At 72.6% G+C, this 25,442-nt stretch carries 20 protein-coding genes; 6 read left to right on the top strand and 14 right to left on the bottom strand.

Translation table 11 applies throughout. The features are described 5' to 3' along the window. Nucleotides 1-125 precede the first annotated feature (125 nt). The 4 genes from AQJ91_RS10340 to AQJ91_RS10325 are packed head-to-tail and all read left to right on the top strand — an operon-like array spanning nt 126 to nt 6,800. Nucleotides 126-2,351 (top strand): hypothetical protein, encoded by a 2,226-nt coding sequence (locus tag AQJ91_RS10340; RefSeq protein WP_067018691.1) that lies wholly within the window; start codon nt 126-128, stop codon nt 2,349-2,351. Next, nucleotides 2,348-3,325 (top strand): AAA family ATPase, encoded by a 978-nt coding sequence (locus AQJ91_RS10335; protein WP_067018689.1) that lies wholly within the window; start codon nt 2,348-2,350, stop codon nt 3,323-3,325. The genes AQJ91_RS10340 and AQJ91_RS10335 overlap by 4 nt, the downstream gene beginning before the upstream one ends. Continuing rightward, nucleotides 3,325-4,482, top strand: a complete 1,158-nt coding sequence (locus tag AQJ91_RS10330) for a DUF58 domain-containing protein (protein ID WP_067018687.1) — start codon at nt 3,325-3,327, stop codon at nt 4,480-4,482. The genes AQJ91_RS10335 and AQJ91_RS10330 overlap by 1 nt, the downstream gene beginning before the upstream one ends. Then, the gene (locus tag AQJ91_RS10325; RefSeq protein ID WP_234381985.1) at nt 4,479-6,800 is read left to right on the top strand and encodes a transglutaminase TgpA family protein; all 2,322 of its coding nucleotides are present in this window, start codon (nt 4,479-4,481) and stop codon (nt 6,798-6,800) included. The genes AQJ91_RS10330 and AQJ91_RS10325 overlap by 4 nt, the downstream gene beginning before the upstream one ends. A 66-nt stretch (nt 6,801-6,866) precedes the next feature. Here AQJ91_RS10325 and AQJ91_RS10320 read toward each other — a convergent pair whose 3' ends face one another. The 7 genes from AQJ91_RS10320 to AQJ91_RS10290 all read right to left on the bottom strand — a co-directional run bounded on the left by AQJ91_RS10320 (nt 6,867) and on the right by AQJ91_RS10290 (nt 16,140). After that, a complete protein-coding gene (locus tag AQJ91_RS10320; RefSeq protein WP_067018684.1) occupies nt 6,867-7,574 on the bottom strand; it encodes a maleylpyruvate isomerase family mycothiol-dependent enzyme in 708 nt (235 codons plus the stop codon). Beyond that, the gene (locus AQJ91_RS55375) at nt 7,571-9,523 is read right to left on the bottom strand and encodes a (2,3-dihydroxybenzoyl)adenylate synthase (RefSeq protein ID WP_079084811.1); all 1,953 of its coding nucleotides are present in this window, start codon (nt 9,521-9,523) and stop codon (nt 7,571-7,573) included. Before AQJ91_RS55375 ends, AQJ91_RS10320 begins: the two co-directional genes overlap by 4 nt. Continuing rightward, entirely contained in the window at nt 9,523-11,694 is a 2,172-nt protein-coding gene (locus AQJ91_RS10310) for an acetate--CoA ligase family protein (protein ID WP_067018682.1), read from the bottom strand. Before AQJ91_RS10310 ends, AQJ91_RS55375 begins: the two co-directional genes overlap by 1 nt. Then, the gene (locus AQJ91_RS10305) at nt 11,691-13,307 is read right to left on the bottom strand and encodes an FAD-dependent monooxygenase (RefSeq protein WP_067018680.1); all 1,617 of its coding nucleotides are present in this window, start codon (nt 13,305-13,307) and stop codon (nt 11,691-11,693) included. The genes AQJ91_RS10310 and AQJ91_RS10305 overlap by 4 nt, the downstream gene beginning before the upstream one ends. Nucleotides 13,308-13,309: 2 nt before the next feature. Then, nucleotides 13,310-14,131, bottom strand: coding sequence for a fumarylacetoacetate hydrolase family protein (locus AQJ91_RS10300; protein ID WP_067018678.1), 822 nt, complete (start codon nt 14,129-14,131; stop codon nt 13,310-13,312). Further along, a complete protein-coding gene (locus AQJ91_RS10295) occupies nt 14,128-15,198 on the bottom strand; it encodes a cupin domain-containing protein (RefSeq protein ID WP_067018676.1) in 1,071 nt (356 codons plus the stop codon). The genes AQJ91_RS10300 and AQJ91_RS10295 overlap by 4 nt, the downstream gene beginning before the upstream one ends. Nucleotides 15,199-15,333: 135 nt before the next feature. Next, nucleotides 15,334-16,140: a PaaX family transcriptional regulator gene (locus tag AQJ91_RS10290; RefSeq protein WP_067018673.1), complete on the bottom strand. Its 807-nt coding sequence runs from the start codon at nt 16,138-16,140 to the stop codon at nt 15,334-15,336. A gap of 147 nt (nt 16,141-16,287) precedes the next feature. Here AQJ91_RS10290 and AQJ91_RS10285 point away from each other — a divergent pair, with 147 nt between their 5' ends. Continuing rightward, nucleotides 16,288-17,013 carry an alpha/beta fold hydrolase gene (locus tag AQJ91_RS10285; protein ID WP_067018671.1) on the top strand — a complete coding sequence of 242 codons (726 nt, stop codon included), beginning with the start codon at nt 16,288-16,290 and terminating at the stop codon, nt 17,011-17,013. A gap of 137 nt (nt 17,014-17,150) precedes the next feature. Here the strand turns inward: AQJ91_RS10285 and AQJ91_RS10280 are convergent, their stop codons facing one another. The 5 genes from AQJ91_RS10280 to AQJ91_RS54370 all read right to left on the bottom strand — a co-directional run bounded on the left by AQJ91_RS10280 (nt 17,151) and on the right by AQJ91_RS54370 (nt 21,596). Beyond that, nucleotides 17,151-18,401, bottom strand: a complete 1,251-nt coding sequence (locus AQJ91_RS10280) for an MFS transporter (protein WP_199847888.1) — start codon at nt 18,399-18,401, stop codon at nt 17,151-17,153. A gap of 395 nt (nt 18,402-18,796) precedes the next feature. Next, nucleotides 18,797-19,393: a hypothetical protein gene (locus tag AQJ91_RS10275; RefSeq protein WP_067018796.1), complete on the bottom strand. Its 597-nt coding sequence runs from the start codon at nt 19,391-19,393 to the stop codon at nt 18,797-18,799. Nucleotides 19,394-19,401: 8 nt separating this feature from the next. Then, the gene (locus AQJ91_RS10270) at nt 19,402-19,764 is read right to left on the bottom strand and encodes a hypothetical protein (RefSeq protein WP_067018669.1); all 363 of its coding nucleotides are present in this window, start codon (nt 19,762-19,764) and stop codon (nt 19,402-19,404) included. A 158-nt stretch (nt 19,765-19,922) separates the two neighbouring features. Next, entirely contained in the window at nt 19,923-20,552 is a 630-nt protein-coding gene (locus AQJ91_RS53455) for a hypothetical protein (protein ID WP_159054524.1), read from the bottom strand. 522 nt (nt 20,553-21,074) lie between these two features. Further along, a complete protein-coding gene (locus AQJ91_RS54370; RefSeq protein WP_067018665.1) occupies nt 21,075-21,596 on the bottom strand; it encodes a fructosamine kinase family protein in 522 nt (173 codons plus the stop codon). A 111-nt stretch (nt 21,597-21,707) separates the two neighbouring features. Here AQJ91_RS54370 and AQJ91_RS10255 point away from each other — a divergent pair, with 111 nt between their 5' ends. After that, nucleotides 21,708-23,591: a PA domain-containing protein gene (locus AQJ91_RS10255; RefSeq protein ID WP_199847887.1), complete on the top strand. Its 1,884-nt coding sequence runs from the start codon at nt 21,708-21,710 to the stop codon at nt 23,589-23,591. 103 nt (nt 23,592-23,694) lie between these two features. On the opposite strand, the gene AQJ91_RS10250 is transcribed toward AQJ91_RS10255, so the two are convergent. Together AQJ91_RS10250 and AQJ91_RS10245 are read right to left on the bottom strand one after the other, a co-directional pair. Next, nucleotides 23,695-24,798: a CU044_5270 family protein gene (locus tag AQJ91_RS10250; RefSeq protein ID WP_067018661.1), complete on the bottom strand. Its 1,104-nt coding sequence runs from the start codon at nt 24,796-24,798 to the stop codon at nt 23,695-23,697. Then, nucleotides 24,795-25,418 carry an RNA polymerase sigma factor gene (locus tag AQJ91_RS10245; RefSeq protein WP_067018659.1) on the bottom strand — a complete coding sequence of 208 codons (624 nt, stop codon included), beginning with the start codon at nt 25,416-25,418 and terminating at the stop codon, nt 24,795-24,797. Before AQJ91_RS10245 ends, AQJ91_RS10250 begins: the two co-directional genes overlap by 4 nt. Nucleotides 25,419-25,442 lie beyond the last annotated feature (24 nt).

Raw genomic sequence — 25,442 nt, 5'->3', positions numbered from 1 at the left:
CCTGCTGAGCCAAGAGCGGCCCGCACGCCACTCACCATCTCGCGTCCCTGTCGCCACTGACACCTCCCGTGGCTTCAATTACCCTTCTCCCCAGCAGATTTGAATATCCACCAGTGGGGGCGGAGATGCCGGGGGAGCAGGGGACGCCGAGCCCGCGTCCGCGCGGCGCGGCACTGGTCACGGCCGCCTGGGCAAGGCTGCGGCCGACCGGCAACCGCGTCACGGGTTACCTGGCGGTCGGCGCGGTCGGCGCGCTCATCGGTACCTCACTCGCCGTCGGAGCCGGCGCGTCCGGCACCCGGCCCAGGCTCGCCGACGTCGCCGCCTGGCTGGCCAGCAGCGAGAAGGGCGAAGTCGCCCACGCCAACGGCCTGACCGGTGACGTGGACGGCAAGGCCGTACTGCCGGCCGGGATGGCGGGCCACCCGGTCTCGGTCGCGCAGGACGGCAGGACCACTCTGGTGCTGGACGAGCAGACCGGCCAGGTCGTACGGATCGACGCCTCGCAGCTCACCGCCGAACAGTCCGCGGACTACGGCGCGGCGGGGCTGCAACTGCTCTCCGGCGGCGCGTACGCCTATGTCCTCGACCCCGCGAAGGGCACCGTCCAGCGGATCGACCCGGCGATGACGACGGCCGAGAGCCCGCCGGTGCAACTGGGCGGGAAGCCGGGAGCCGCCGTGGTGGACGGGGACGGCACGCTGTGGGTGCCGCTGCCGGACCAGGGCACGGTGGTGCCGTTCGTCAAGGGCCTGAAGAGCACGGCGGTCAAGGTGGCCGAGGCGGGCCACGATCTGGCGCTGACCCTGGCCGGAGGCCGGCCCGTCGTGACGGACAGGACCGCCGCCGAGATGAAGGTGCTGACGGTCACGGGCACGCAGGGCACCTTCGCGCTCGACGGCGCGACCGCCGGGTCGGCCCCGGCCGGTCTCCTGGTGCCGGCGAGCACCGACGGCTCCGTGGTGCCGGTGCTGGCCACCGGCAGCGGGGAGCTGATGATGACGGACGTCCGCAGCCGGCACACGCTGCGCGCCCGCGTGCCGGCGGAAGGCCACGATCTGGGAGCACCCCAACTGCTCGGCAAGAGGGTCTACATACCGGACGAGTCCACCGGCAGACTGCTGGTGTACGACACCTCCCTCTCCGCGCTCGCCGAACCGGTACGGATCACCGACGGGGCGGGTGAACTCGAACTCTTCGTCCGCGACGGCCTGTTGTGGGTGAACGACCAGGACGGCGCCACCGCCGCGGTGATCGACGCCGACGGCGAGGTCAGGCGCATCGGCAAGTACGAGACGGATGTGCCGTCCGCGCGGAAGCCCGGGGACAGGCCGGTCGAGGACAGCGTCCCGACGGGCGGCGCCGCCGCACAGGTTCCACCCCCGGCGACTGTCCCGAGCGCGACCGTCCCGGCTCCGAGCGCCCCCTCCGGGCAGACACCGGAGCCGACGCAGACAGAGCCCTCACCCGCGCCGACCCAGGACTGCGAACTCCACTGGGAGACCGGCTGCGCGGAGCCCGGGGCCCCGGGGGCACCGCAGGTGGAGTCGCGGTCGGGCGCCATCCGGATCACCTTCGCCCCGGTGGCGGGCGCGACCCCGCAGCGCTATGTACTCAAGGGGTCGGCGCCGGACCAGACCGTCACTCCGGAGGAGATCGGCCCCGACGGCCCGTTCACCTTCGAGGTCAGGGGCGGGTCGTGCGAGGAGCAGTACGGCTTCACCGTGGTCGCGGAGTACGCCGGGGACAAGCCGAGCAAGGAGTCCGCGCCCTCGGCACTCGCGCGCCCGTGCGTCGCACCGGGGGCGCCGCGGGAACTCACCTTCACTCCCGCGCAGGGCGGACACGGCGGCACGGTGACCTGGCTGCCTCCGCAGGGTGCCGACGGCTCGGTGACGTACACGCTCAACGGGCCCGGCGGGACGGCGGAGACCACCGAGCCCAGTCACACGTACAGCGGTCTGCGGAACGGCATCGTCCGCGGGGTGGCGGTGATGGCGAGCAATGCCGCCGGATCGGGCGCGGCGGCATCCGGGTGGATCGACCTGTCCCTGCCCGCTCAGAAGATGAACATCGTGCACAACAAGCCCGACGGACGCGATCTCGGGATCCGTAACATGCCCCACAGCACAGAGGGCGGCCGGGCAGGAGGCATCCCTCCCGGGGAGAACCCCGAGGTCACGGTCCACTGCAACACGAAGGGCCAAGTAATCACGATCAACTCAAAGACAACTGATGTCTGGGCCCGCCTCACCTACTACGACCCCACCCTCGACAAGAACATCACCGGGTACGTCACTGACCACTATGTGGAGTCCCGCTCCAACCCCGACGTCTGGGCATGCGAATGACCTCTCCCCCCACCGACGGCCCCGCCCGCTTCGCCCCCCTCTTCCACGCCCTCGCCGACAACATCGAGCGCGTCGTCAAGGGCAAGCGCGACACCATCGAGCTGGCTCTGACCTGCCTGTTCTCCGAAGGCCATCTGCTGATCGAGGACGTGCCCGGCACCGGCAAGACCACCCTCGCCCGCTGCCTCGCCGCCTCCATCGAGGCCGACTTCGCGCGCGTGCAGTTCACCCCGGACCTGCTGCCCTCCGACATCACCGGCGTCACCGTCTACCGGCAGAACACCGGCGCGTTCGAGTTCCTCCCCGGCCCGGTCTTCGCCAACATCGTGCTCGGCGACGAGATCAACCGCGCCTCCCCCAAGACCCAGTCCGCGCTGCTTGAGGTGATGGAGGAGCGCCGGGTCACCGCCGACGGCACCACTCACCCGGTGCCCCGTCCGTTCATGGTGGTGGCCACCCAGAACTCGGTGGACATGGGCGGCACCTACCCGCTGCCCGAGGCGCAGCTCGACCGCTTCCTGATGCGGATCACCGTCGGCTACCCCGATCACGCCTCCGAGGTCGCGGTCCTCACCGGCACCGGAGCGGGCACGGGCCCCACCCCCGAGTCGCTGACTCCCGTCGCCACCGCCCGGGAGATCGCGGAGTTCATCGAGGCCGCCGCCGAGGTGCAGGTGGCCGACGCGCTGTACGACTACCTGGTGCGGGTGGTGGCGGCGACCCGCTCCCTTCCCGACGTACGCCTCGGTGCCTCGCCGCGCGGCTCCGTCGCCCTGCTGCGCGCGGTGCGGGTGCGTGCTGCCTCGCAGTCCCGGCCGTACGCGTTCCCCGAGGACGTCAAGGCGCTGGCCGGGCCCGTCCTCGCGCACCGGCTGATCCTCACCCCGGAGGCCGAGCTGAGCGGCCGCACCGGCGCGGACGTGATCGACGACGTGCTGGCCACGGTGCGGCTGGACAGCGGGGCACGCGTCTGATGCTGTCGGCCACCGGGTGGGGCGTGCTGGCCGGGGGCGCCGTGCTGACCCCCGTCGGTTACGCGCTCGGGTACGGCGAGGCCGCGGCGCTCGGCGTGACCTGCGTGCTCGCCGTCGCCGTCGCCGTCCTGTGGACACTGCCCGCACCCGTACTGGGCGCCGAGCGGCAGATCACGCCGAGCAGGGTGGGCCGGGGCGATCCCGCCGAGGGCCGCCTCACCCTCACCAACACCGGGGGCCGTACCCGGCGGGGCCTGCGCGCCGTCGACCGGTGCGGCGAACGGGACATCACCGTCGACGTACCGCCGCTGCGCCCGGGCACGGCCCACGAACTGCGGTACGCGCTGCCCACCGCCCGCCGCGGCCGCGTCCCGGTGGGGCCGCTGCGGCTGGAGCGCACCGACCCCCTGGGGCTCGCCCGCCGCATGCGCCCGTACGGCGGTTCGGACACGCTGCTCGTACGGCCCCGGGTCTGCCCGCTGCCCGTGCTGCCGTCCGGGCAGGCGCACCATGTGGAGGGCCCGGCCTCCGACACCGCCGACGACGGCTCGCTGACCTTCCACGCGCTGCGCGAGTACGTGCTCGGCGACGACCTGCGACGGGTCCACTGGCGGTCGACGGCCCGCACCGGCACGCTGATGGTCCGCCAGATGGTCGATGTCTCGCTCCCGCACACCACACTCGTGCTCGACACCCGGCGGCGTGCCTACGCCTCGGAGGACGACTTCGAGCTGGCCGTGGACTGCGCGGCCTCCGTCGCCTACGCGGCCGCCCGCTCCCACTTCCCCGTGCACCTGGTCAGCGAGGCGGGACCGGTCCTGCACACCGATGGCTCGGGCAACGACGGTGAGGCGCTCCTGGACGGGCTGGCCGTCGTGGAACGCTCGGACCTGAGGTCCGTGACCGCTGCCTTCGACGGCCTGGAGAACCACCGCGGGGGCGGGGCGCTGGTCGTCGTCACCGGCACCGGCGACACCCGGGGGCTCAGTGCCGTCGACCGGGTACGGCGCCGCTTCGACCGCGTGACCATGCTGCGCGTCGGCGCCGAAGCCGCGGCCATGCGCGATGTGTCCGGCCCCGCTTCCGACGTACCGCAGTTGCACGTCGCGTCACTGGACGAACTGCTGGCCGGATGGCGCTGGGAGGCCGTGCGATGAGCACCACGGCCGCTGTGGCCTCTCCACCGGGCCAAGGCGCCGTACCACCGGACCCGGCGCCGACGGCGGCTGCGCGGGCGAGCGGCACCTCGGGGGAGGCGGCGGACCGGGCCCGACGGCTGTGGTCACTGCTGCCCGTGGCCGCTCTGTCCGGCGCCGCGGGCTACGGATTCGCCCGGATCTTCCCGCCGTCCGAGCTGCTTCCGGTGCTGGCGGTGGCCGTGTTCGCCCCGGTCGTCCTGTCGGCGGTGCTGTCGGGTCTGCTCGGCCGCCGCCCCGCCCGCGAGGGCCGCCCCGCCATGCCGCTCTGGCCGTCCGTGCTGCTGACCGTCGTCGCATGGGCCGTCGTCGTCAGCGCGACGCTGTTCCACGAGGTGAGCGACGGCCTGCCCGGCGGGCCCGCGCTGCGCGCCGCGTGGTCCGCGCTGCTCGACGCCCCGCACGCGCTGCTCTCCATCATCCTGCCCGCGCCCGGCGATCCCGAGCTGCTTGTGCTGCCGCACGCCGTCGTATGGACGGCCGCCTTCGCCTCCGCGGAACTCGCCCTGCGCACCCGCGCCCCGCTGCTCCCGGCCCTGCCGCCGGTCCTCGCCTTCGGCTTCCCGCTGGTGCTCGGCGTGGACGGCCCGGGATCGTCGTACCCGGCCGCCGGCGTGCTGGCCGGGGCCACGGCGCTGCTGGTACTGGTGCGTTCACGGGCCCGGCTCCCGCTGCGTGCCATGGCACTCCGGCTGCCGGTCGTCGTCGCGCTCGCGCTCGTCGTGGCGCTGCCGGGCCGGCACCTTCCCGGTCTCGGCGCCCCCTACGGCCTTCGGGAGGCGGTCACTTCGCCGACCGTACGGCCGGAGTCCACCAGCCCGCTGGACCAGGTCGCGGCCTGGACGCGCAACGGCGACGAGACGGTCTTCACCGTACGGACCTCGGGCGCGGCCCCCGGGAACTACCGGCTGGCGGTCCTCGACCGATACGACGGGACGACCTGGACCAGCGGCGCCGGGCTGACCCGTACCGGTGGCCGGGTCCCGGCGGAGAAGGGCGCCGGCCCGGGCCGTACCCAGATGCTCGAACAGCGTTTCACCGTGCAGTCGCTGCCCGGCATCTGGCTCCCCGCCGCCGACCGGCCCTCGTCCGTGAGCACGCCCGAGGGCACCTCCCTGTCCGTCGACCCGGACAGCGGAGTGCTCTCCACGGGAGAGGCGGTCCCGCGCGGCTTCACCTACACCGCGACCTCGCACCTCCCCGTGTACGACGCGGAGCGGCTGCGATACGCCGCTGCCGCCGACGACCCGGCACGGGTGGACCTCCCCGGCATCGACGCGGCCGGGCAGCCGATCCCCTCCGTGCGGTCCTTCAGGACGATCGCCGAACGGGTGACCGAGGGCAGCACCCACCCGTACCAGCGGGCCGTGCGACTGGCCGACTGGCTGCGCGCGACCTACCGGCTCGACCCAGGGGCGCTGCCCGGCCACACCTACCGGAGCCTGGAGTTCTTCCTGGCGGACGGCGGGCGCGGTACGTCCGAGCAGTTCGCCGCCTCGTTCGCGGTACTGGCGCGCACCCTGGGCCTTCCCACCCGGGTGGCCGTGGGGTTCCGCCCGGGTACGCGGACCGGCTCCGGCACCTGGCAGGTACGGGGACAGGACGTGCTGGCCTGGCCGGAGGTGAGGTTCGCCGGTGTCGGCTGGGTGCCGTTCCACCCGACGCCCGGCGAGGCCGCGCAGGGCGGCTCCTCCGCCGTATCGGCACAGGAGCCCGAGGAACGCCGGAACGCTGACCAGGCGGACCGGGAGAGCACCGAACCGGCGCGGCCGTCGACGCCGCCGCGCACGCCGGACGAGGCAGCCCCCGCCGCCGCGGGTGCGTCCGGCTCCGGGCTGCCCGTATGGCTCGCTGTTCCTCTCGCGCTGCTCCTGCTCGCCACGGCCTATGTGCTGTACGCACTGTGGCTGCCGCACAACAGGCGCGGCAGACGGCGCAACGACCCGGACGCGCGGCGCAGGGTCCTCGGCGCCTGGCAGCAGATCATCGAACGCCTCACGGAGATCGGCCTTCCCGCCACGGGAGCGCACACGGCGCAGGAGGTCGCCGCCTTCGGCGCGGAGCACGTGGGCGGCGCCATGGGCCGGCGCCTGCCGGCACTGGCCACGCTGGTCAACGAGGTCGAGTACGCGGGCCGCAGACCTGACGCGGCGGCCGCCGACGCCGCGTGGGCGGACTGCGACGCGGTCGAGAAGACCGTCCGGCACCGCGTTCCGCGCCGCACCCGTCTGCTCCGCCTCCTGCGCTCCGCAGCGCCGGGGCGCGGGCGGAGGGCGTGACGGTCGGGGGCGTGACAGACAGTGCGACAGGCACGGAAGGAAACCGTCGGTGAACCGCGCGGCCTGTCACAGCCAGGGCGGCAGGCGCACCGGTTCGGGCCGGGACGAACGGCCGGTCGTCCAGGCCAGGAGCTCTGCGGCAGGTGCCCTGGCCAGGACGGGTGCCTGGGCCGTCGGCGGGCCGAGGTGCCAGGTCGTCTCACGGTCGGTCGGGGTGAGGCGGACCGCCGGGCATGCGGGGCGGGTGGACAGGGTGGCGGTGACGTCGTCGAGGAGGGTGTCGATCAGGGGGGCGGGGAGGTCCGTGAAGGTCGTTCCCGATGCCAGGTCGACGGCGTGCAGCCACACCTCGCGTACCCGCATCCAGGGGATCTCGGCGGCGGGGATGGTGCGCCCCAGGGCGCTGGTGACCTCGGCCTGCCAGGTGGTGGGGTCGAGGGCCGCCAGGGCGTCCTGCAGTTCTGCGGCCGTGGACTTCAGCTGCCCTCGCAGTACGTCGGGCGGGAGAGCCGCCGAGGACTCGATCTCGGCGGCGCGTTGCTCACGGTTCGCGTACATCGGGGTGCGGACGCCGGTGCGTGCCCAGGTGGCCAGGCGGACGAGGGCCTCGGCATTGCGGGCCACGTGGCCGATGACGTGCGCTCTGGTCCAGCCGGGGAGGGCGCTGGGGGCGCGCAGGTCGTCGTCGGTGAGGCCGTCGGCCACGCCCGACAGCAGGGCCGTGCCCTCGCGCATCCACGGCAGGGTGACGGTGAGGTCGTGGCGACTTGTCATGGGGTGTTTCCCGTATTTCCTCGGCCCGTGGCGGTCAGGCGGGCCGCGATGTCCGCGCGCAGCGCCTTCTTGTCGATCTTTCCCACCTTGGTGGCGGCCAGCTCCTCGACGCACACGAGGTGTTCGGGCAGCTTGAAGCGGGCCACCCCGGCCTCCTCCATGGCGGCGCGGATCGCGTCCAGGGTGGGGGCGTCGTGCTCCGGCCTGGCGACGACGTAGAGGCAGACGCGCTCGCCCAGCGCCGGGTCGGGCATGGCCACGGCCGCCGCCTGGCTGACGTCGGTGAGCTCGTAGACGAGGTTCTCGACCTCCTCCGCGGAGACCTTCTCCCCGCCCCGGTTGATCATGTCCTTGTCCCGGCCCTCGACGACGAGGTTGCCCTCCGGCGTACGGCGGCAGATGTCGCCGCTGCGGTACCAGCCGTCCTCGGTGAACGCCCGCTTGTTGTGCTCGGCGGCGCGGTAGTAGCCGCGCGGGGTGTAGGGGCCGCGGGTGAGCAGGGAGCCGGGCTCGCCTTCAGGGACGTCCTGGTCGAGTTCGTCGACCAGCCGTACCTCGTCGTCCGGGCACATGGGGCGGCCCTGGGTGGTGCAGACGACGTCCTCGGGGTCGTCGAGGCGGGTGTAGTTGAGCAGGCCCTCGGCCATGCCGAACACCTGCTGGAGCGTCGTACCGAGTACAGGGCGCACCCGGCGGGCCAGTTCGTCGGCGAGCCGGGATCCGCCGACCTGCAGGACGCGCAGGCTGCTCGCCTGCTGCGCCCCGTGCTCCTCGGCGTGTTCCAGCCAGCGTCCGGCGACCGCGGGCACGACGGCGGTGTGGGTCACGCCTTCCGCCGCGATCGTGGCGAAGGCACGGGCCGGTTCGGGGCTCGGCAGCATCACCACCCGGCCGCCGGCCAGCAGGGTGCCCAGGATGCCCGGGCAGGCCAGCGGGAAGTTGTGCCCGGCGGGCAGGCTCACCAGGTAGACGGTGTCGGCGTCGACGCCGCTGACCTCGGCGGCGGCGCGGGCGTTGTAGGCGTAGTCGTCGTGGGTGCGGGCGATCAGCTTGGGCAGGCCGGTGGTGCCGCCGGACAGCAGGAACACCGCGACGTCGCGGCTGCCGGGGGCGGCGGTGTCCAGGGCCTGGGCCGGAAGTGGCGTCGTCCGCCCGGAGGGCGGGCCGGGCGGCGGCGATGGGGGTGCCCCCGCGCGAGCTCGGGTTCGAGCGTGGGCGAGCGTGCTCTCGGCGTGCCGGGCGGAAGGCATCGTCCGCCCGAAGGGCCTGGACGTACTTGGGCTTTCGCCCGGTGCGGCGAGTGGGGGCACCTCCCACGCCCTTGAGGCAGTGGGGGAGCGTGCCGGGCGTCGCCCGGCAGGCGCCACTTCCGACCCGGGCCCTGGGCGGGCCCGGTCGGCCGCCGGGTCCTCGCCGGGGGCGCACAGGGCGCGCAGGTCCACGCTGCCGGGGCCGATCTCGTCCCCGGCGACCAGGACGTGCCAGGGGCCCGGGATCTCCTTGCCGAGTTCGTGGGCGAGCGCCTGGTGGTCGAAGTCGCGCAGCCGGTCGGGTACGGCGATGGCGGTCGCCTCGGAGTGCGCGGCCAGGTAGGCCAGTTCATGACGGCGGTGCGCGGGCAGGGCCATCACCGGCACGATCCCGGCGCGCAGGCAGGCCCAGGTCAGGACGGTGAACTCCCAGCCGTTGGACAGCTGGACCACGATCCGGTCGCCGGGGGCGAGCCCGAGGTCGAGCAGCCGCAGCGCCAACGCGTCCGCGCGGCCGGCGAGTTGGGCGTAGGTCAGGCGGAGCTCGCCGTCGACGAGCGCGGTCGCGTCCGGCATGCGGTCGGCCGTCTCGCGCAGCAGATCGCCCAGCGGGCGGCCCGCCCAGTATCCGGCGGCCGTGTAGCGGTCGGCGTCGGCCTTCGGCCAGGGAACCGTTCCCTCGCTGATGGGTGCGGCCATCAGTCACCACCTTCTCTCGCAGCGGCTTCAGTGGTTTCGGCGGCATGCTCGGCATCCGCGGCTTCAGCGGCGATACAGACAGCATCCAGCGCGACGAGGCCCTGGGCGGTCAGCCGCAGCGGGTTGATTTCGATCTCGGCGAGTCCGGCGTGGGCGGCGAGCAGGTCGCCGAGGGCCGCCACCGTCTCGCCGAGCGCGGTGCGGTCCAGTACCGGCCCGCCGCGCCAGCCGTCGAGGAGGGCGTGTCCGGCCAGCTCGGCGGGCATGGCGGCGGCTTCCTCCGCACCGAGCGGGGCGAGCCGGATGCTCACGTCCGCCAGGGCTTCGGCGGTGGTGCCGCCGAGGCCTACCAGGACGACCGGGCCGAACACCGGGTCGCGGCGGGCGCCGACCACGAGGTCCACGCCGGCCGGGGCCATCGACTCGACCAGGAAGCGCTGACTGTGCGGCTGCCGTCGCGTGGGCGAGGCTCCCGCCGCCTCGATCGCGTCGAGGGCGGCGTCCAGCTCGTCCGGGGTGCGCACCCCGAGCCGGACGCCACCGATCTCGGTCTTGTGCAGCACGGCCGCGTCCAGCAGCTTCACCGCCACCGGGCCGGGCAGTTCGGCCAGCGCCCGGTGCGCCTCCGCGCGGTCGGCGCAGGCCCGGCGGGGCATGGTCGGCACGCCGAGCGCGCCGAGGAGCGTCTTGGCCCGGTCCTCGTCCCAGGGTCCGGGGCCGGGCTCCACGGCCACCCGAGGTGCGCCCGTCCCGGCCGTCGTACGGCGCCGGGCGCGGGCGTCGGCGAGCAGGGCACCGGTCATGGCGGCGAGCCCGTGCGGGTCGGCGGCCACCGGCACGCCCCGCTCCAGCAGGGCGCGGCGCACGCGCCGTACGTCCTCGCCCGCGCCACCGACGCCGAGCACCAACGGCACGCTTCCCCTGACCGTGTCGACGGCCTCGACCAGGTCGAAGGTGCCGGGCTCGTGCAGCGCGTACCCGGCGATCAGGTCCACGGCCTCATCGGCGGCCACCGCGTCCAGTACGGCGGCGAAGCCGGGGCCGGGGCGGCCGGTGTCGACCGGGTTGGCCTGGTACGTCAGCGGCGGCAGCACCTCGGCCAGCGCGCGCCGGGTGTCCGCGCCCAGCTCGGGTACGGCGGCGCGGCGCCCGCGCAGGTCGTCCAGGAGCAGCAGTCCCGGCCCGGCCTGCGCGGTCACCACGCCCACTCCCGCATCGGCGGCCGCGGGCAGTCGTACGAGGGACAGGGCGCCCACCGCGTCGACCAGTTCGCGTTCGTCGTCCACCAGGACGGCGCCCGCCTGGGCGAGGGCGGCGCGGGTGGTGCGCCAGGAGGTGGCGAGGGCGCCGGTGTGGGAGGCGGCGAAGGCGCCGACGTCGTGGCGGCCGACGACGAGCGCGACGACGGGGCGGGTGGCGGCGAGACGTGCGACGGCGTCGGTCAGGCGGCGGCCGTCGGCCACGGACTCGATGTGCAGGGCCACGGCGGTGGTGTGCGGATCGTCGGCCAGGTGATTCAGTACGTCGGCGGTCGTGACGTCCACGCTGTTGCCGAGCCCGACCGCGAGGCTCACGCCGTGCCCGGCCTCGCCGAGCAGGAACGCCAGGGCGTGGTTCACGCCCCCGCTGGCCGCCACCACGGCGATCCGGCCGGTCGGCACGTCGGCCGCTCCCGGCACGAAGCTCGCGGTGAGACCCCGGCCGGGCGCGAGGAACCCCGAGGTGTTCGGGCCGAGCAGCCGGATGCCGGTGCGCTCGGCGACGTCGGCCAGCTCCCGCTGGTACCGCTCGCCCTCCGGTCCGGCCTCGGCGAACCCGCCCCCGTAGACCACGGCGGCCCGCGCCCCGGCCTTGGCGGCCTCGGCGACGGCGTCCGCGCAGGCCCTGGCCGGGAGGCAGACGAGGGCGAGGTCGACGGGGCCGTGCTCGGCGGCCTCCTCGACCGACGCGTGGACACCGGAGGCCGGCTCCGGGTCGCGCGCGTTGACCGGCGCCACGTGGCCGGGGAACGCGGCGACCGAGCGGGCCAGTGCGGCGCCCAGTTTCGCCGGGTCGCGGGAGGCGCCGATGACGGCGATGCCGCGGGGGGCGAAGAGGGCGTCGAGTCCGTCGCTCGGGGCGTCGAAGGCGGTGGCCGTGGTGGGGGCCCCACCTGATGCCGTGTCCGTCATCGGGTCACCTCCCACGCCGCGACCGTCTCGGCGGCGGCACCGACCAGGTCGGTCCGCCCGGACAGCACGGCGGTGACCGCGCGGTCCCGGTCCAGCGTGTCGTCGACCAGCAGCGCGGGCAGTGCGTGGCGCAGCCGGGCCCGCTCGGTGAGCAGGGCGCGCGTGTACGTCGTACCTCCGTGTACGGCGACCAGCAGCGGACCGGCGTCGGCGAACTCGGCGAGCCGCGCGTACGCGGCGGGGAGACCGGACTCGTCGTCGGGGGCCGTGATCCGGGCACCCCAGGGCTCCGGGGTGTCCGGCGCGGACTCCCGCAGCGGCAGCGGTTCTCCGGTGCCGCCCACCGCGGTGGTGCCGTCGGGTCCGACCAGCATGACCCGGCCGGGCAGCCGCCCCGCGCCGAGGTCGAGCGGGGTGTCCAGGGGCTCGGCACCGTGGCGTGCCTGCCACTGGGCGTGACTGTCCCCGACGAAGTCCGGTGCCCGCCGTGCCAGCCGTCCGTCCGTGATGCTGCGGGACAGGAAGTGGTAGGCGAACTGCCACGGCTCGAAGGCGTCGTGGTACTCGCCGAAGTGCTCCCACCAGCCCAGGCTGGGCCGGGCCGCGTTCTGGATCGCCTCGACCGACGGCCGGGCGGCGGCCTCGTACGCGGCGAGGGCGGCCGGGAGGTCGTCGGCGTGCTTGGTGAGGGCGGCGGAGAGCGCGATCGCGTCCTCCATGGCCATCTTGGTGCCGGAGCCGACGGAGAAGTGCGCGGTGTGCGCGGCGTCGCCGAGCAGCACCACCGGGCGGGGCTCGGTGACGTACCAGTGGCGGGTGCGGCGGGTGCGGAAGTTGCCCCAGCGGGAGTTGTTGACCAGGAGCCGGTGTCCGTCGATCTGGTCGGCGAACAGCTTCTCCAGGTACGCCTTGGTCACCAGGTCGCTCGGGCCGGGGGGCCGGGTCACGTCGAAGGCGTCGAGACCGGCGGCGCGCCAGGTCGCCTCGTCCGTCTCGACGATGAACGTGCTCACGTCCGCGCTGATCGGGTAGCCGTGGACGGCGAAGACGCCGTGCGGTCCGCGTTCGTGGACGAAGGTGAGCCCGTCGAACAGGTAGTCCGTGCCGAACCAGACGAACTTCGCCGTCGCCGTCTCGACGGCCGGCTCCAGGCGCCGCGCCAGGGTGTCGCGGATCCGCGACGACGTGCCGTCGGCGGCGACCACGAGGTCGTAGCCGTCCAGGTCGGCCAGGTCGGCCAGGTGGTCCGTGTGCACCTCGGTCTCGAAGCGGAGGTCCGCGCCCAGGTCGCGGGCCCGTTCCTGGAGCAGCGCCAGCAGGGTGCGGCGGACGATCGCGGCCATGCCGTTGCCGCCGCAGCGGATCCGCTCCCCTTTGAGCCGTACCTCGATGTCGTCCCAGTGCCGGCCGTGTGTGTCCAGCGCCTCACGGAGCACGGGGTCGGCGTCGTGGATGCCGGCGAGCGTACGGTCGGAGAACACCACGCCGAAGCCGAACGCGTCGTCGGCCCGGTTGCGTTCGAAGACGGTCACCTCGACGGACGGGTCGGCCTGCCGGATCAGCGCGGCGAAGAACAGCCCTCCCGGGCCGCCGCCGACGACAGCGATACGCATGGTCAGCCCCTCACCAGGGTGTTGCGGCAGTCGCCGATGCCCTCGACGCGGGTCACCAGTTCGCTGCCCTCGGTCAGATAGCGCGGGGGCTTGCGGGCGTGGCCGACGCCGCCGGGGGTGCCGGTGGCGATCAGGTCGCCGGGCGCGAGGGTGACGATGGCCGAGATGTACGCGACCAGGGCCGCCGGGTCGAAGACCAGGTCGCCGGTGTCGGCCTTCTGCATCAGCTCGCCGTCGACCGTGCAGGTCAACTCCCGTGACAGCGGCCGCTCTTCCTCCGTGACCACCAGCCAGGGCCCCACCGGTGTACTGGCCTCGAAGGTCTTGCCCTGCAGCCACTGCGGCGAGCGGTACTGGAAGTCGCGTGCGGTGACGTCGTTGACGACGGTGTACCCGGCGATCGCGGCGCGGGCCTCGTCGGGCGTGGCGTGCCGGACCTCGGCGCCGATGTACACGCCGAGTTCGGCCTCCCAGTCCACCGCACCGGATCCGGCGGGCAGGACGACCGGGTCGTGGGCCCCGACCTGGGCGCGGCCGAACTTCGCGAACAGTGTGGGGTGTTCGGGCAGTTCGCGGCCCATCTCCAGGATGTGGTTCCGGTAGTTGAGCCCTACGCACACGATCTTCTCGGGGGACGGGACGGGCGGCGCGTAGTCCAGCCCGGCCAGGTCGTGGCGGGGTCCGTTCGCGGCGGCCGCCTCGGTCCGCCAGTCGGGGCGGCGCAGCAGCGCGCCCAGGTCGGGGTGGCCGAGTTCGACGGCGGCGTCCTCGTCCACGCGGACGGCGCGGGTGCCCTCGGGTGTACGGATGGTCGCGAGCCTCATGCGGACGGCTCCTCTCGGTGCGTGCGGGCGAGGCCGAGGGCCTCGTAGACGGGGTCGTCGGAGAAGCGGAAGGCGTCCAGGCCGCTGTCGGCGGTGGAGAGGGTCAGCGGGGCCCAGGAGGGGACGGCGAACAGGTCGCCCTTGGTGACGTCGTAGCGCTGGTCGCCGATCTCGACCGTGCCGGTGCCGTCGAAGACCTGCCAGACGGCGGAGCCGACCACACGGGTGGTCGCGGTGCGGGTCCCGGGGCGCAGCCGGTGCATCTCGGTGCGGATGGTGGACAGGGCGTCGCGCGCGGTGGCCGGGTCGGTGAACCGTACGACCGCGTGGCCGGGCTCGACCACGCCCGGGTAGCCCTCGTCCTCCAGCTCCAGCTGGGCGGTGAGCGCCGCGTCGGTGTGCTCCCAGCGGTACGCCATGAGCGGGGAGGACGGGGTGGCGGGGGCGCCGAGCGGGCGCAGGCCCGGGTGGCCCCACAGCCGCTCGTTGCGGGAGGCGGCGGGGGTGGCGCGGGTGGCCAGCCGGTCCGGGCCGAACTCGAAGAAACCGGCGTCGAGTTGGCGCACGAGCGGGATGTCCAGGCCGTCGATCCAGGCCATGGGCCGCTCGGTGGTGTTGTGGTGCTCGTGGAAGTGCATGCCGGGCGTGAGCAGCAGGTCGCCGCGGCGCATCGCCACCGGGTCGCCCTCCACGTTGGTCCACACGCCCTCGCCCTCCACCACGAAGCGGAACGCGGTCTGGGTGTGCCGGTGCGCGGGCGCCTCCTCGCCGGGGCCGAGGTACTGGATCGCGGCCCACAGAGTGGGGGTGGCGTACGCGGTGCCGGGCAGTCCCGGGTTGGCCAGCGCGATGGCGCGGCGCTCGCCGCCCCGGCCGACGGGGACGAGGTCGCCGCTGCGCTCGGCGAGCGGATGGAGCACCGACCAGCGCCACAGGGCGGGTACGGCGTCCGGTTGCGGCGCCTGCGTCATCAGGCCCTCGCGCTGGGTCCACAGCGGTGTCAGGTGCGCGGCCTCGAAGTCGGCGTAGAGCCTCTCCAGCGCGGCACGTTCGTCGGTGATCGTCACGGCGGACTCACTCCTTCGGGATTACCTGAGCCAAACGTACGACACTGACGTGACGGTCGTCTAGATTTTGAAACTCATCTTTTCGGCACTGCGCCGCCTGATCAGCTGCGCCGCCTGATCAGCTGCGCCACCCGGTCAGCCCCCGGCACCACCGATCACCTCGTCGACGTACCCCTCCGCCTCCGCCCGCAGCAGGCCATGGGCCTCGAGGAACACCTCGTGGGCGAGTCGGCCCACCCAGCCCTCGGGCAGCAGTTCGGGCGGCAGGTCGGGGTCCCTGAAGGGCAGCAGGCGGTAGTCGTGGATCAGGTGCATGCGCTCGACCAGCGCGTCCCGGCCGCGCAGCCGCCCCGCGCGGTAGCCGGCGAGACGGGGCCGGTAGCGGTCGATCAGCTCGGTGTACTCCTTGTTGAGGGTCGTCAGGTCCCAGGAGCGGGCCGCCATGCCCCGGTCGACCTCCGCCCCCTCGGAGCGGGCGTGCAGCGCGTCCATCCGCACCGAGGGCTGGTCGGCGAGGCTCTCCCTGACCTCGGCGATCCGGTCGTGCGGGCTGATCCACACGGACGCCGACAACAGGCCGAAGCCCAGCCAGGACAGCTTCTTGCGCAGTTGCTCGCGCAGTGCCCGGTCGGCCTCGGGCACCGAGTAGATGACCATGTGCCACTGCCCGTCCCACGGACCGGGCGCACGCCCGAAGATCCGCTCCCGGCCCTCGTCGAGCAGCCGCCAGGAGGCGTCGGTGAGGGCGTAGACGGTCTCCCTGCCCTCACGGCGGCTGTCCAGCCAGCCCTCCTTGCGCATCCGGGCGGCAACCACCCGCACCGTACTCTCGGGGATGTCGAAGCAGTCCATCAGCGCGACCAGACCGCGCAGCCGGACGTCGCCGCCCCGGTAGCGCAGATAGTCACCGAACAGGTCGAAGACCAGTGACCGCGGTTTCACAAGCACCTCCTGGACCCCTGCCGGGCCCCACCTCGATATGTGTCAACCACTTGACGATCGTCTCACAGGCGACCGATATTTCACTCATACGACGGCCGTCCCCGTGACGGCACCCTTCGCGTCGCACCCAGCGTCAAAGGAGACGCCATGGCACAGACCTTCGTCCTCATCTCCGGCGCCTGTCACAGCGGCTGGACCTGGCGCCTGGTGGCCGAGCGGCTGCGCGCCGCCGGTCACCGCGTCCTGGCCCCGGACCTGCCCGGCCTCGCCGACGGAGACGACCCGCAGAAGTACGGCCTGGCGGATGTCGGCGACTTCGTGGTCGACCTCGTCGAGCGGCACGACCTGCGGGACGTCACGCTGGTCGGGCACAGCTGGGGCGGCTACCCGCTCACCGCGGCGGCACCGCGGCTGGCACCACGCCTGCGCAGGCTGATCTACTGGAGCGCGTTCGTCCCGGCGGAGGGACGGTCCCTGATGGACGAGGTCCCGCCGCACTACGCGGAGATGTTCCGGCAGCTCGCCGCCGCGTCCGGGAACGACAGCATCGTCTTCCCCTACGAGGTGTTCACGGGGGCCTTCATGCAGGACGGCGACGAGAGCGCCCAGCGCCTGGTCCACGGCCTGCTGGTGCCGCAGCCCCTGCGCTACTTCACCGAGACCGTCACCCCCGTCGACCCGGCCGCGCTCGGCGTCCCCGCCTCCTACGTGGTCGGCACCGAGGACCTGGCCCTGCCGCCGGGCGAGTACGGCTGGACCCCCCGCTTCCCGCAGCGCCTCGGCCCCGACACCCCGGTCATCGAGTACACCGGCAGCCACGAGGCCCAGTTCACCCGCCCCGACGACCTGACGGCCGCGCTGCTCAAGGCGTGAACCCTGCCCAAACCCTGCCCAAACCCTGCCGAAAGGCGAACCGCCCCGGCTGCGTCCGACGCAGCCGGGGCGGTCTGTGTGTTCACCGGCCGTCTGTTCACCGGCTCGGTGGGTGGGGGCGGCGTGCCCTCGGCCGCTCAGACTCGTACGGCCACCGCGGCCGGCGCGGGAGCAGCGGCACGGGTGCCCTTCGGGAGCAGGAACACCACGAGCGCCCCGGCCGCCGCCGGTATGGCGAAGGCGTAGAAGTTCCACTCCACGGCCAGGTCGGACGCGAGCAGAATGCCGCCGAAGGTCGGACCGACCACCGCGCCGAGCCGCCCGATGCCCAGCGTCCAGCCCAGCGCGGTCGCGCGGACCTCGGGCGGGAAGTGCATGGCGACGTACGCGTTGACCATGATCTGGGTGCCGATGGTGCCGAACCCGGCGACCGCCACCAGCGCGTACATCACCGGCGCCGCCATGGGCGAGCTCAGCAGGTAGATGGAGACGGCGGCGGACACGAACGTGACGACGGTGACCGGCTTCATGCCCAGCCTGTCGCCGATCGGCGCCACCAGGACGGAACCGACGGCCGCGCCCGCGTTCATCGTCACCAGGAACAGCAGCGAACTGGACAGCGGATATCCCGCCGACTTCATGATCTGCGGCAGCCAGGTGTTGAGCCCGTACACGAGCAACAGCCCGAAGAAGCTGGTGACCGCGAACAGCACGGCGGGCACGAGGTGGCGCCTGGTGAACAGGGCCGCGACAGCGCTCTTCCCCGCCGGCCCCGCCGATCCCTCCGGCCTCTCCGGCACCCGTGCGCCCACCTGGGCGGCCACCCGCGCGGCTTCCTCCGTACGGCCCTTGGCGACGAGGTAGCTCACGGACTCCGGCAGGAATCGCCAGAGCAGGGGGACGACGGTCACGAGCGGCAGCGCGCCGAGCCAGAACATGATCCGGAAGCCGAACGCAGGGACCAGCGCCAGGGCCAGTACGGCGGACAGGATCCCGCCCACCGAATAGCCGGAGAACATCAGAGCGTTGTTGAGGCTCCGCCGGTGCGCGGCCGAGTACTCGGCGGTCAGGGCGATCGCGGTGGGCATCACGCCACCGAGGCCGAGCCCGCCGAGCAGGCGGAACAGGCCGAAGATCTCGGCGCTCGGCGCCATCGCGCAGGCCGCCATGGTCAGCGAGAACCAGCTCACGCTGACCAGCAGCACCTTCCGCCTGCCGACCAGGTCGGTCACCGCGCCCGCGACCAGCGCGCCGACCAGCATCCCGACGAGGGCGTAGCTGCCGATCAGCCCGGCCTCGGTCGGCGTCAGGCCCCAGGGCTCGTAACGCAGCAGGGTCGGCACCACGGCCCCGTAGACGATGAGGTCGTAACCGTCGAACAAGATCACCGCGAAACACAGTCCCAGGACCGTGAGTTCGCTGCGGCTTCTGGAACTTCTGGCACTTCCGGAACGGACGTCTGCTGGCTTCATCGCCATCACCACCCTGTGCGGTTTCTCTGGGGTACGCCACCGGCGCTCGGGCAGTATGTGTCAAATGAAAGACGGACGTCAATAATCTGTAACGCCTGAATGAGTGCCACATGCCTACACCCCAGGTAAACAGCATCTTCGTGTGACACATGAACGCCGTCCGCGCTACAAGTGCCTGGCACGTGCAGCGCCGGGGGTGCTCCAGCAAGCGGCGGCCCGGAGGTCTGGTCGCTCGTGGCCGACCGGGGGTGACGCGCACCAGGTGCCCTGGGCGCTCACCTCTTGGTGACGAGTCCGGTCCTTCTCTTTCGTCAGGTGGCAAGTGCGAGTACGGCGGTCACGTAACCGCAGAGCCCGAGCACCGTGGCCAGCCAGACAACGACGGTGTGGACGGCGAGCCGGCCAGGGGCGGAGACCATGCCGAGATGAGCCAGCGCCGCGCTGCTCGCCCGTGGCCGGGGGCCGTGCCTGGGCAGGCGTTCGAGGGCTCGGCGCAGCGCCCTGTGGGAGGCCGGAGTGGTGAGGCCGAGAGACATGCCGTAGGCGTCGCGCACCAGCAGGACGCGTTCCGAGACACCGCCGGTGGAGAAGTGGGTCAGCAGCCGCACCCGCTCGATCCGGGACAGATCCACGGTGCGCTCACCGGTCAGCGTCCGCGCGGTCATACGGTTTCCGGAGCGGCGCTGGGGCGGCAGCTCCGTGTTCAGTTCCGTGACCAGCAGGAGTCCGGCCGGTCCGGCGGTCAGCGCCAACACGATCGCCACCCCGGCGGGAAACAGGCCGACAGCCGCCGCGGCGAGCGCGACGTAGGGCGACGCGACGAGCGCTCCGGCGAAGGCGGTCCAACGGCGTGCCCGTCGCCGGGCCGCCGCGGGAGACCTGAACTGGTGCGCGTACTTCGCTCTCACCCGGCTCTTCAGCACCGTGACGCCTCGCCTTCCGGAGGTGGGGAGCCGAATGGCCGGGGCTGGGTCCGTCGGCCGAACCAGTCGGTCAGGGCCGCGCCGCCCTGCAGTCCCAGGCTCAGGAACACCAGCTGAGGCCCGGTCGCGAAGAGCAGGAGGTCGGCTGCCTCGCTGGGCATGCCCGCCAGTTCGGCCACCGCCCGCACCAGGCCGCCCACGTACAGCACGAGCACGGCGACCCCCTGCACTCGGATCCGCGCCGGGGACCACTGCCTGCGGGCCCTCTTCGGTGCCCAGCCACGGAGCATGGCGATGCCGAGAGGCAGCAGTACCGCTGTGAACAGGCCGATCCAGCACCACAGGAAAACTGCCACGTCCCGCTCCCTTTCCGCGCTTCCCCGGCGCGAAGTCTGCCCCCGCGCACGGTCCGCCGTCACTGCCGGAATCCGGAAGTCTCCGCGCGGCCGGACTGCACAGGTACCGCAGCCCGCCACCGGGCCCGGCGTGACGGGCCCCGTTTTCGCGAGCTCGGCTACCCGACTGAGCAGTTCCCCCAGGCCGCGGCCAGGGTCTCGGGAATCTGCGGGACATCGCCGCAGCCATGCGGCCCACGGGGGGAGCCGTCACTGGCGAGGTAGCTCCAGCTGCCTGCGGACGTGCTCCGGAAGTACTTGGTGGCGCTGCCCTCGTCCTGCATGCCCACGAGTTGCTCGTGCGTGGCACCGGGGGTCGACTCGAAACGGGTGGCCGCGTAGCGGACGCCGCCGCACTGGCCGTAGAAGAACTGCCGCGGCACCGGCTGGATGTGGGCGAAGCGGGGGAAGCTGCGCTGGTATGCCGCCGTCACCGCGGCCTTCACCGCGTTGGTGGCGGTCAGGTTGTGGCAGCTGGAGGGGTCTGCGGAGGTGGGGTTTCCGACGCGAGTGGGGGGTGTCGTGGCCCCGGTCGGGGCGGCAGGGATGCGCGGCGGCGTGGGTGTGGGCGTGGGCGTGGTGTCGGCAGGGACGGGCGGAGGAGGGTCTGCCGGCGCAGAGGCAGTCACGGAAGGCGACGAGGAGGGGGCGCCCGAGCCGGCGTGCGAACCTGCCGGATCCTCGCACCCTGTCAGCACCACGATCCCCACCACCATCGCCATCACCGACACACCTCTGAGATCAAGCATGGCGAGTCCTCTTCCCGTCTGCTGAAGCCTCTGTCACGACCTGCGGCAGAGAGCGCGACCGCCGGCATCCGGCCGCCGCCCCGTTCCTGGACACACGGGGCAGCTCCGGGGTTGCAGGAGGGAGGGGCATACGACGGTCTCGATTCCGCATACGCGCACCGGTCGACCGACCGTGGAGCAGGCCCGTTCAGATCACGCGGAACAGGTCGGCGGCGGCGTCGAACTCCTCCTCCAGCAGCGTCACCACCGGCGTCCGCACCACGCGCCCTGTGCGCACATCGTCAACTCTCTGCCGGTGAGGCCGTGTTGGGCGCGAGATGCCCTTCCCTCTCCCCGAAGGTACGACGAAGTGACGTACAGGGTTCCGCGGGCGCGGGGGCGGCGGCACGTGCCCCCGACCGGCCCCGGTCGAAGGGCCGCACGGCCCTTCTGGGCCCAGCGGCGCCATGGTGTCCTGAAGGGGACGGGGAGGGCCCGTACAGAGAGACGCGGAGGAGCAGCCGGGAGCTGCGCACCGCGTAATCAGGATCCGCGAGAAGCGGGTGGGCCCTCCCCGTCGACGGTCTGGTTCCGGGGCAGGAAAAGGTACGGGACGACGTCCCGGACCGTGCGGCAGGGGCATGCGGTCCCGCCAGCCGTCGGACAGGGGGAGATCTCCTCGTATGCGCGGAAGAAGCGGTCCGGCAAGGGGGCGCAGCAGTACGTCATGCTGAAGTCGGACTCGGCCCACGTCCAGCCCACCGCCGGGTCGATGAACACGGGTTCGCCGGCCGGGTCCGCGACGACGCTGCCGCACCAGAGGTCGCCGTGGTCGAGCACGCTCGGGGCCGCCGGTACGAGCTGCGGAAGGCGCTCGCAGATCCGCTCCAGGCCTGCCAGGTCGGCCGGTTCGAGGGCGCTGCAGACCATGGGCTCGCGGAGGCAGCGGCGGATCCCGCGCTCGGCGAAGATCTCGTGTCCGTCGGCGCTGGGGCCGTTCTCCTGGGGAAGCAGGCCCAGCCGTCCGTCGGCGCCCCAGCCGAAGCAGCCGGTGAATACGATCACGTTAACGCGGCTCCGCAACCCTTTCCACACAGGCGGGACACAGAGTACGTTCCCCTCGCTGCCCCCCGCGCCCTCTTCACTCTCAGACCAAGGAGAGCCATGGGAAGAGCCATGGGCAGAGCGAGAACCCGCGTACGCGCCGCGAGTTGTCTCGCCGCGGTGGGCCTCGTCGCCGGTACCTTCGCCGGTGTCGCCCACGCACATGACGGTGTCTCCGCCGACGACGGCGGTATCGACAACGCCAAGGCCACACACGATCACCACAGCCACCAGCACGGTGGTGACGAGGGCCATCTCCCCGCCGGAAGCGAGAACGTCCGCCTCGTCAGCAAGCTCGGCCTGAAGAACGTCGAGCCCGAGAAGATCGCCGACGTCGGCGTGTTCAAGGGGTACGCCTACCTCGCCGCCTGGGGCGGCGCGACCTGCAAGTACAACGGCGTGCACGTCGTCGACATCCGCAAGCCGGCCGCGCCCAAGGAGGTCGCCTTCATCCAGGCGAAGGAGGGCAGCGCACCGGGCGAGGGCATCCAGACCCTGCACATCGACACCCCGTACTTCGACGGGGACGTGCTCGTCAGCAACAACGAGAAGTGCAAGGAGCCCGCCGGCTTCGGCGGCATGAACCTCTACGACGTCAGCGACCCGGCCCACCCGACCCCGTTGGCGGAGGGCGTCGGCGACTTCACGGTCGCAGGTCAGGGCAAGAAGGACGCCAACGAGATCCACAGCGTCTACGCCTGGGACGCGGGCGACAAGGCGTACGCGGTCATCGTCGACAACGACGAGGGCCCGGACGTCGACATCGTCGACATCACCAACCCGAAGAAGGCGAAGGTCATCGCGGAGTACGACCTCGACGAGGCGTTCCCGCAGATCGTCCAGGACGCGCCGGCCAACCTCAGTGAGATCTTCCTGCACGACATGGTCGTCAAGGAGATCGGCGGCCGGCAGATCATGCTCGCCTCCTACTGGGACGGCGGCTACGTCACCCTCGACGTGACCGACCCGAGGAAGGCCACCTACCTCGGCGACACCGACTTCGCCGCACTCGACCCCGAGGCGCTGGAGAGCGGATTCGAGGTCGCGCCCGAAGGCAACGCCCACCAGGCCGAGTTCACCCTCGACAACCAGTACGTCGTCGGCGCCGACGAGGACTTCGGTCCGTACGCGCTGACCGCCCGCAACCTCACCGACGACACGGAGCTCACGGCGAGTCAGGGCAGCAACACCACGCGCCTGGAGGAGGGGCAGACCATCACGGGCGATTCCGTCTTCGTGGGCCAGGCCTGCATCGGCGACCCGGCGGTCCCCGCCGGTGACCCGAACGCCGTGGACATCGCCGTCGTCGAGCGTGGCGTGTGCACCTTCACCGAGAAGGTCACGAACGTCATCGCCGCGGGCGGCTACGACGCCGTACTCGTCTTCAACCGCACCGGCACGGACGCCTGCGACCAGACGCTCGGCATGAGCGTCGAGGGCGACATCCCGACCTTCGGCGTCGCACCGCGCGGCCAGGGCTTCGCCCTCTTCGGCCAGCCCTACGACGACGCGGCCTGCGTCGCCGGGACCGGCCCGGCACAGCTCCCTGTCGCGCTCGGCACCAAGGGCGACCGGCTGACCTTCTCGTCGTACTTCGACGGCTGGGGCTACGCGCACCTCTACCGCAACGAGAGCGGCAAGCTCACCGAGCTGGACACCTACGCCGTTCCCGAGGCGCACGACCCGGCCCTCGCGTCGGGCTCCGGCGACCTCTCCATCCACGAGGTGGCCGTCTCCGAGAAGCGGGCCGACCTGCTCTACTTCTCGTACTACGCGGCCGGACTGCGCGTCGCGAAGATCGTCGACAACGAGATCGTCGAGGTGGGCCACTACATCGACGAGAGCGGCAACAACTTCTGGGGCGCCCAGGTCTTCGAGTCCGGCGGCAAGGAGTACGTCGCCGCCTCCGACCGTGACCACGGGCTCTACATCTTCGAGTACACCGGAGGCCAGTGAGCGCGTCGTGCTGCGTATGGCATGGCAGTGACAATTGAGGAGCGGAATATCACTCCCGTCACAGGGGCCCGCACCGACAGCACACGGTGCGGGCCCCTGCCCGTCAACCGGCCTGTGACGGGGTCTGCTTGATGCCGTCGACGATGGCGCGGGTCATGATGGCAGAGGTGTACGTGACCGTGCCGGGCTTGATCAGGGCGTCCACTCCGCTGTTCTTGTTCACCTGGACCGAGCGTTCGCCCAGGAAGACATGGGTCTTCCTGTCGAAGATCCACTCCTCGCGCTGACCGCTGGTCTCGTCCAGCCGGGCCACCGCCACGCCGCGCCGGCCCACCGCGTCCACCGCGTCGTCGACCACGACGACACCCGGGATCTTCGCGGCGGCCTTGAACAGGGCCGAGTACAGCTCGGCCGGGGGGTAGCTCTCGCCGAGCAGGTCGCCGATGGTGGTGAACGCCTGCTGGTCGGGGGAGTTGCCGGCCCCCTTGGTCTCCTTGTAGATCTTGGCCAGGAGGGCGTCGGGGTCGGTGGTCAGCTTGGCCAGGTAGGCGTACGACGGAGCGTTCAGGTATGCCTCGGGCGTGTTGCCCTGCTCGTCGGGGAGGCTCAGGGTCTCGCCCTCGCTGCTGTCGTTGACCGCGGCGTCGATCAGCCAGCCCTTGGTGCCGTCCGGCGACTCCCACACCTGGCGGCGGTGCAGTGCGTGGCTGGCCAGGGTGCTCTTGTCGTCGACCGTCTTGATGAAGGTGTCGGCCGACCTGGACTCGATGTAGATGTACTGGCCGGGCTTGACGGCCGGATGGTCCGACTCGGCGGCGGCCAGCGCGATCCGGTCGAGCAGCTGCGGTACGCCCTTGGTGGTCGCGACGCCGACGGTGGTGGTCAGGGCCGGTCCGGTGGCGACGCCGCCGTCGCCGTTGCCGCCGCCGGACGTGACCACCCCGGCGACGACCACCCCGGCGAGGGCGGCGGCCAGCGCGGGCAGGGTGATCGCGGGGCGCGGCAGCCGGAGGCGCCGGACGGCCTTTGCCGGTACCGCCGGTCGCTCCTGTGCCTGCTGTGCCTGCTGTGCCTCGTGAATCTGGGCCATCATGCGCTCCTTGTGGAACTGGTGACGGCCCGGCGGCAGGTCGCGCGTCGTCCGGTCGAAGAGCTGTGCGCCTTCTTCCCACTCGGCAGCGTTCTGCCGGGACGTGTCCGCGTTCATCGGTTTCCTTCCTGTGCGGGCCGGATCGCGTGTGCGTGATCGCCTCTTGTCTGTCGGCCGGGGCGGGCGACTTCCCGTTTCCCGAGACTTTCTTCGACCCCGGAAACCTTGCGGAGCTTCTTGCGGGCGCGGGAGAGCCGGGACGCGACCGTGCCGACCGGAATGCCGAGCGCCTCCGCCGCGGCCTCGTAGTCCAGGCCCTCCCCCAGGCAGAGCGCGATGACCTCGCGTTCCGGTCGGCGCAGCGCCGCGAGCGCGGTGAGTGCCGTGGCGAGGCGCTGTCGGTCGTCGAGCCGGTCGGCCACCGCGTCGGCATGGTCGGGCACCGACAGTTCGGCCGCCGCGGCCGCCTCCGCCGCCGCCCGGTACCGCCGGTTGCTCCGGAACTGGTTGCGCGCCGTGTTGGTGGCGATGCCCAGCAGCCACGGCCGCAGGGAACCGCCCTCCGGATCGACCTTGTCGCGCAGCCGCCAGGCCTCCATGAAGGTCGCGGCCATCACGTCCTCGGCCGTCGACCAGTCGGCGGCCAGCCGGAAGGCATGGTTGTAGACCGCGCGCGCGTATGTGTCGTACAGCTCGGCGAACGCGCTCGAGTCCCCGGCCCGTATCCGGGTACGCATATGAGTGCTCACCTCAATGAGCTG

The organism is Streptomyces dysideae, from assembly GCF_001514305.1.
Classification (GTDB): Bacteria; Actinomycetota; Actinomycetes; order Streptomycetales; family Streptomycetaceae; genus Streptomyces; species Streptomyces dysideae.
Note: the sequence above shows the minus strand (reverse complement) of the source record. Positions and strands in the feature narration are given on the sequence as shown.

Coding starts and splice junctions, on each gene's coding strand:
- AQJ91_RS10255 (WP_199847887.1), top strand. CDS start 21,708: ATGGGCAGAGCGAGAACCCGCGTACGCGCCGCGAGTTGTCTCGCCGCG.
- AQJ91_RS10285 (WP_067018671.1), top strand. CDS start 16,288: ATGGCACAGACCTTCGTCCTCATCTCCGGCGCCTGTCACAGCGGCTGG.
- AQJ91_RS10310 (WP_067018682.1), bottom strand. CDS start 11,694: ATGACGGACACGGCATCAGGTGGGGCCCCCACCACGGCCACCGCCTTC.
- AQJ91_RS10250 (WP_067018661.1), bottom strand. CDS start 24,798: ATGAACGCGGACACGTCCCGGCAGAACGCTGCCGAGTGGGAAGAAGGC.
- AQJ91_RS53455 (WP_159054524.1), bottom strand. CDS start 20,552: ATGCTTGATCTCAGAGGTGTGTCGGTGATGGCGATGGTGGTGGGGATC.
- AQJ91_RS10320 (WP_067018684.1), bottom strand. CDS start 7,574: ATGACAAGTCGCCACGACCTCACCGTCACCCTGCCGTGGATGCGCGAG.
- AQJ91_RS10325 (WP_234381985.1), top strand. CDS start 4,479: ATGAGCACCACGGCCGCTGTGGCCTCTCCACCGGGCCAAGGCGCCGTA.
- AQJ91_RS55375 (WP_079084811.1), bottom strand. CDS start 9,523: ATGGCCGCACCCATCAGCGAGGGAACGGTTCCCTGGCCGAAGGCCGAC.
- AQJ91_RS10245 (WP_067018659.1), bottom strand. CDS start 25,418: ATGCGTACCCGGATACGGGCCGGGGACTCGAGCGCGTTCGCCGAGCTG.
- AQJ91_RS10305 (WP_067018680.1), bottom strand. CDS start 13,307: ATGCGTATCGCTGTCGTCGGCGGCGGCCCGGGAGGGCTGTTCTTCGCC.
- AQJ91_RS10300 (WP_067018678.1), bottom strand. CDS start 14,131: ATGAGGCTCGCGACCATCCGTACACCCGAGGGCACCCGCGCCGTCCGC.
- AQJ91_RS10340 (WP_067018691.1), top strand. CDS start 126: ATGCCGGGGGAGCAGGGGACGCCGAGCCCGCGTCCGCGCGGCGCGGCA.
- AQJ91_RS10335 (WP_067018689.1), top strand. CDS start 2,348: ATGACCTCTCCCCCCACCGACGGCCCCGCCCGCTTCGCCCCCCTCTTC.
- AQJ91_RS10330 (WP_067018687.1), top strand. CDS start 3,325: ATGCTGTCGGCCACCGGGTGGGGCGTGCTGGCCGGGGGCGCCGTGCTG.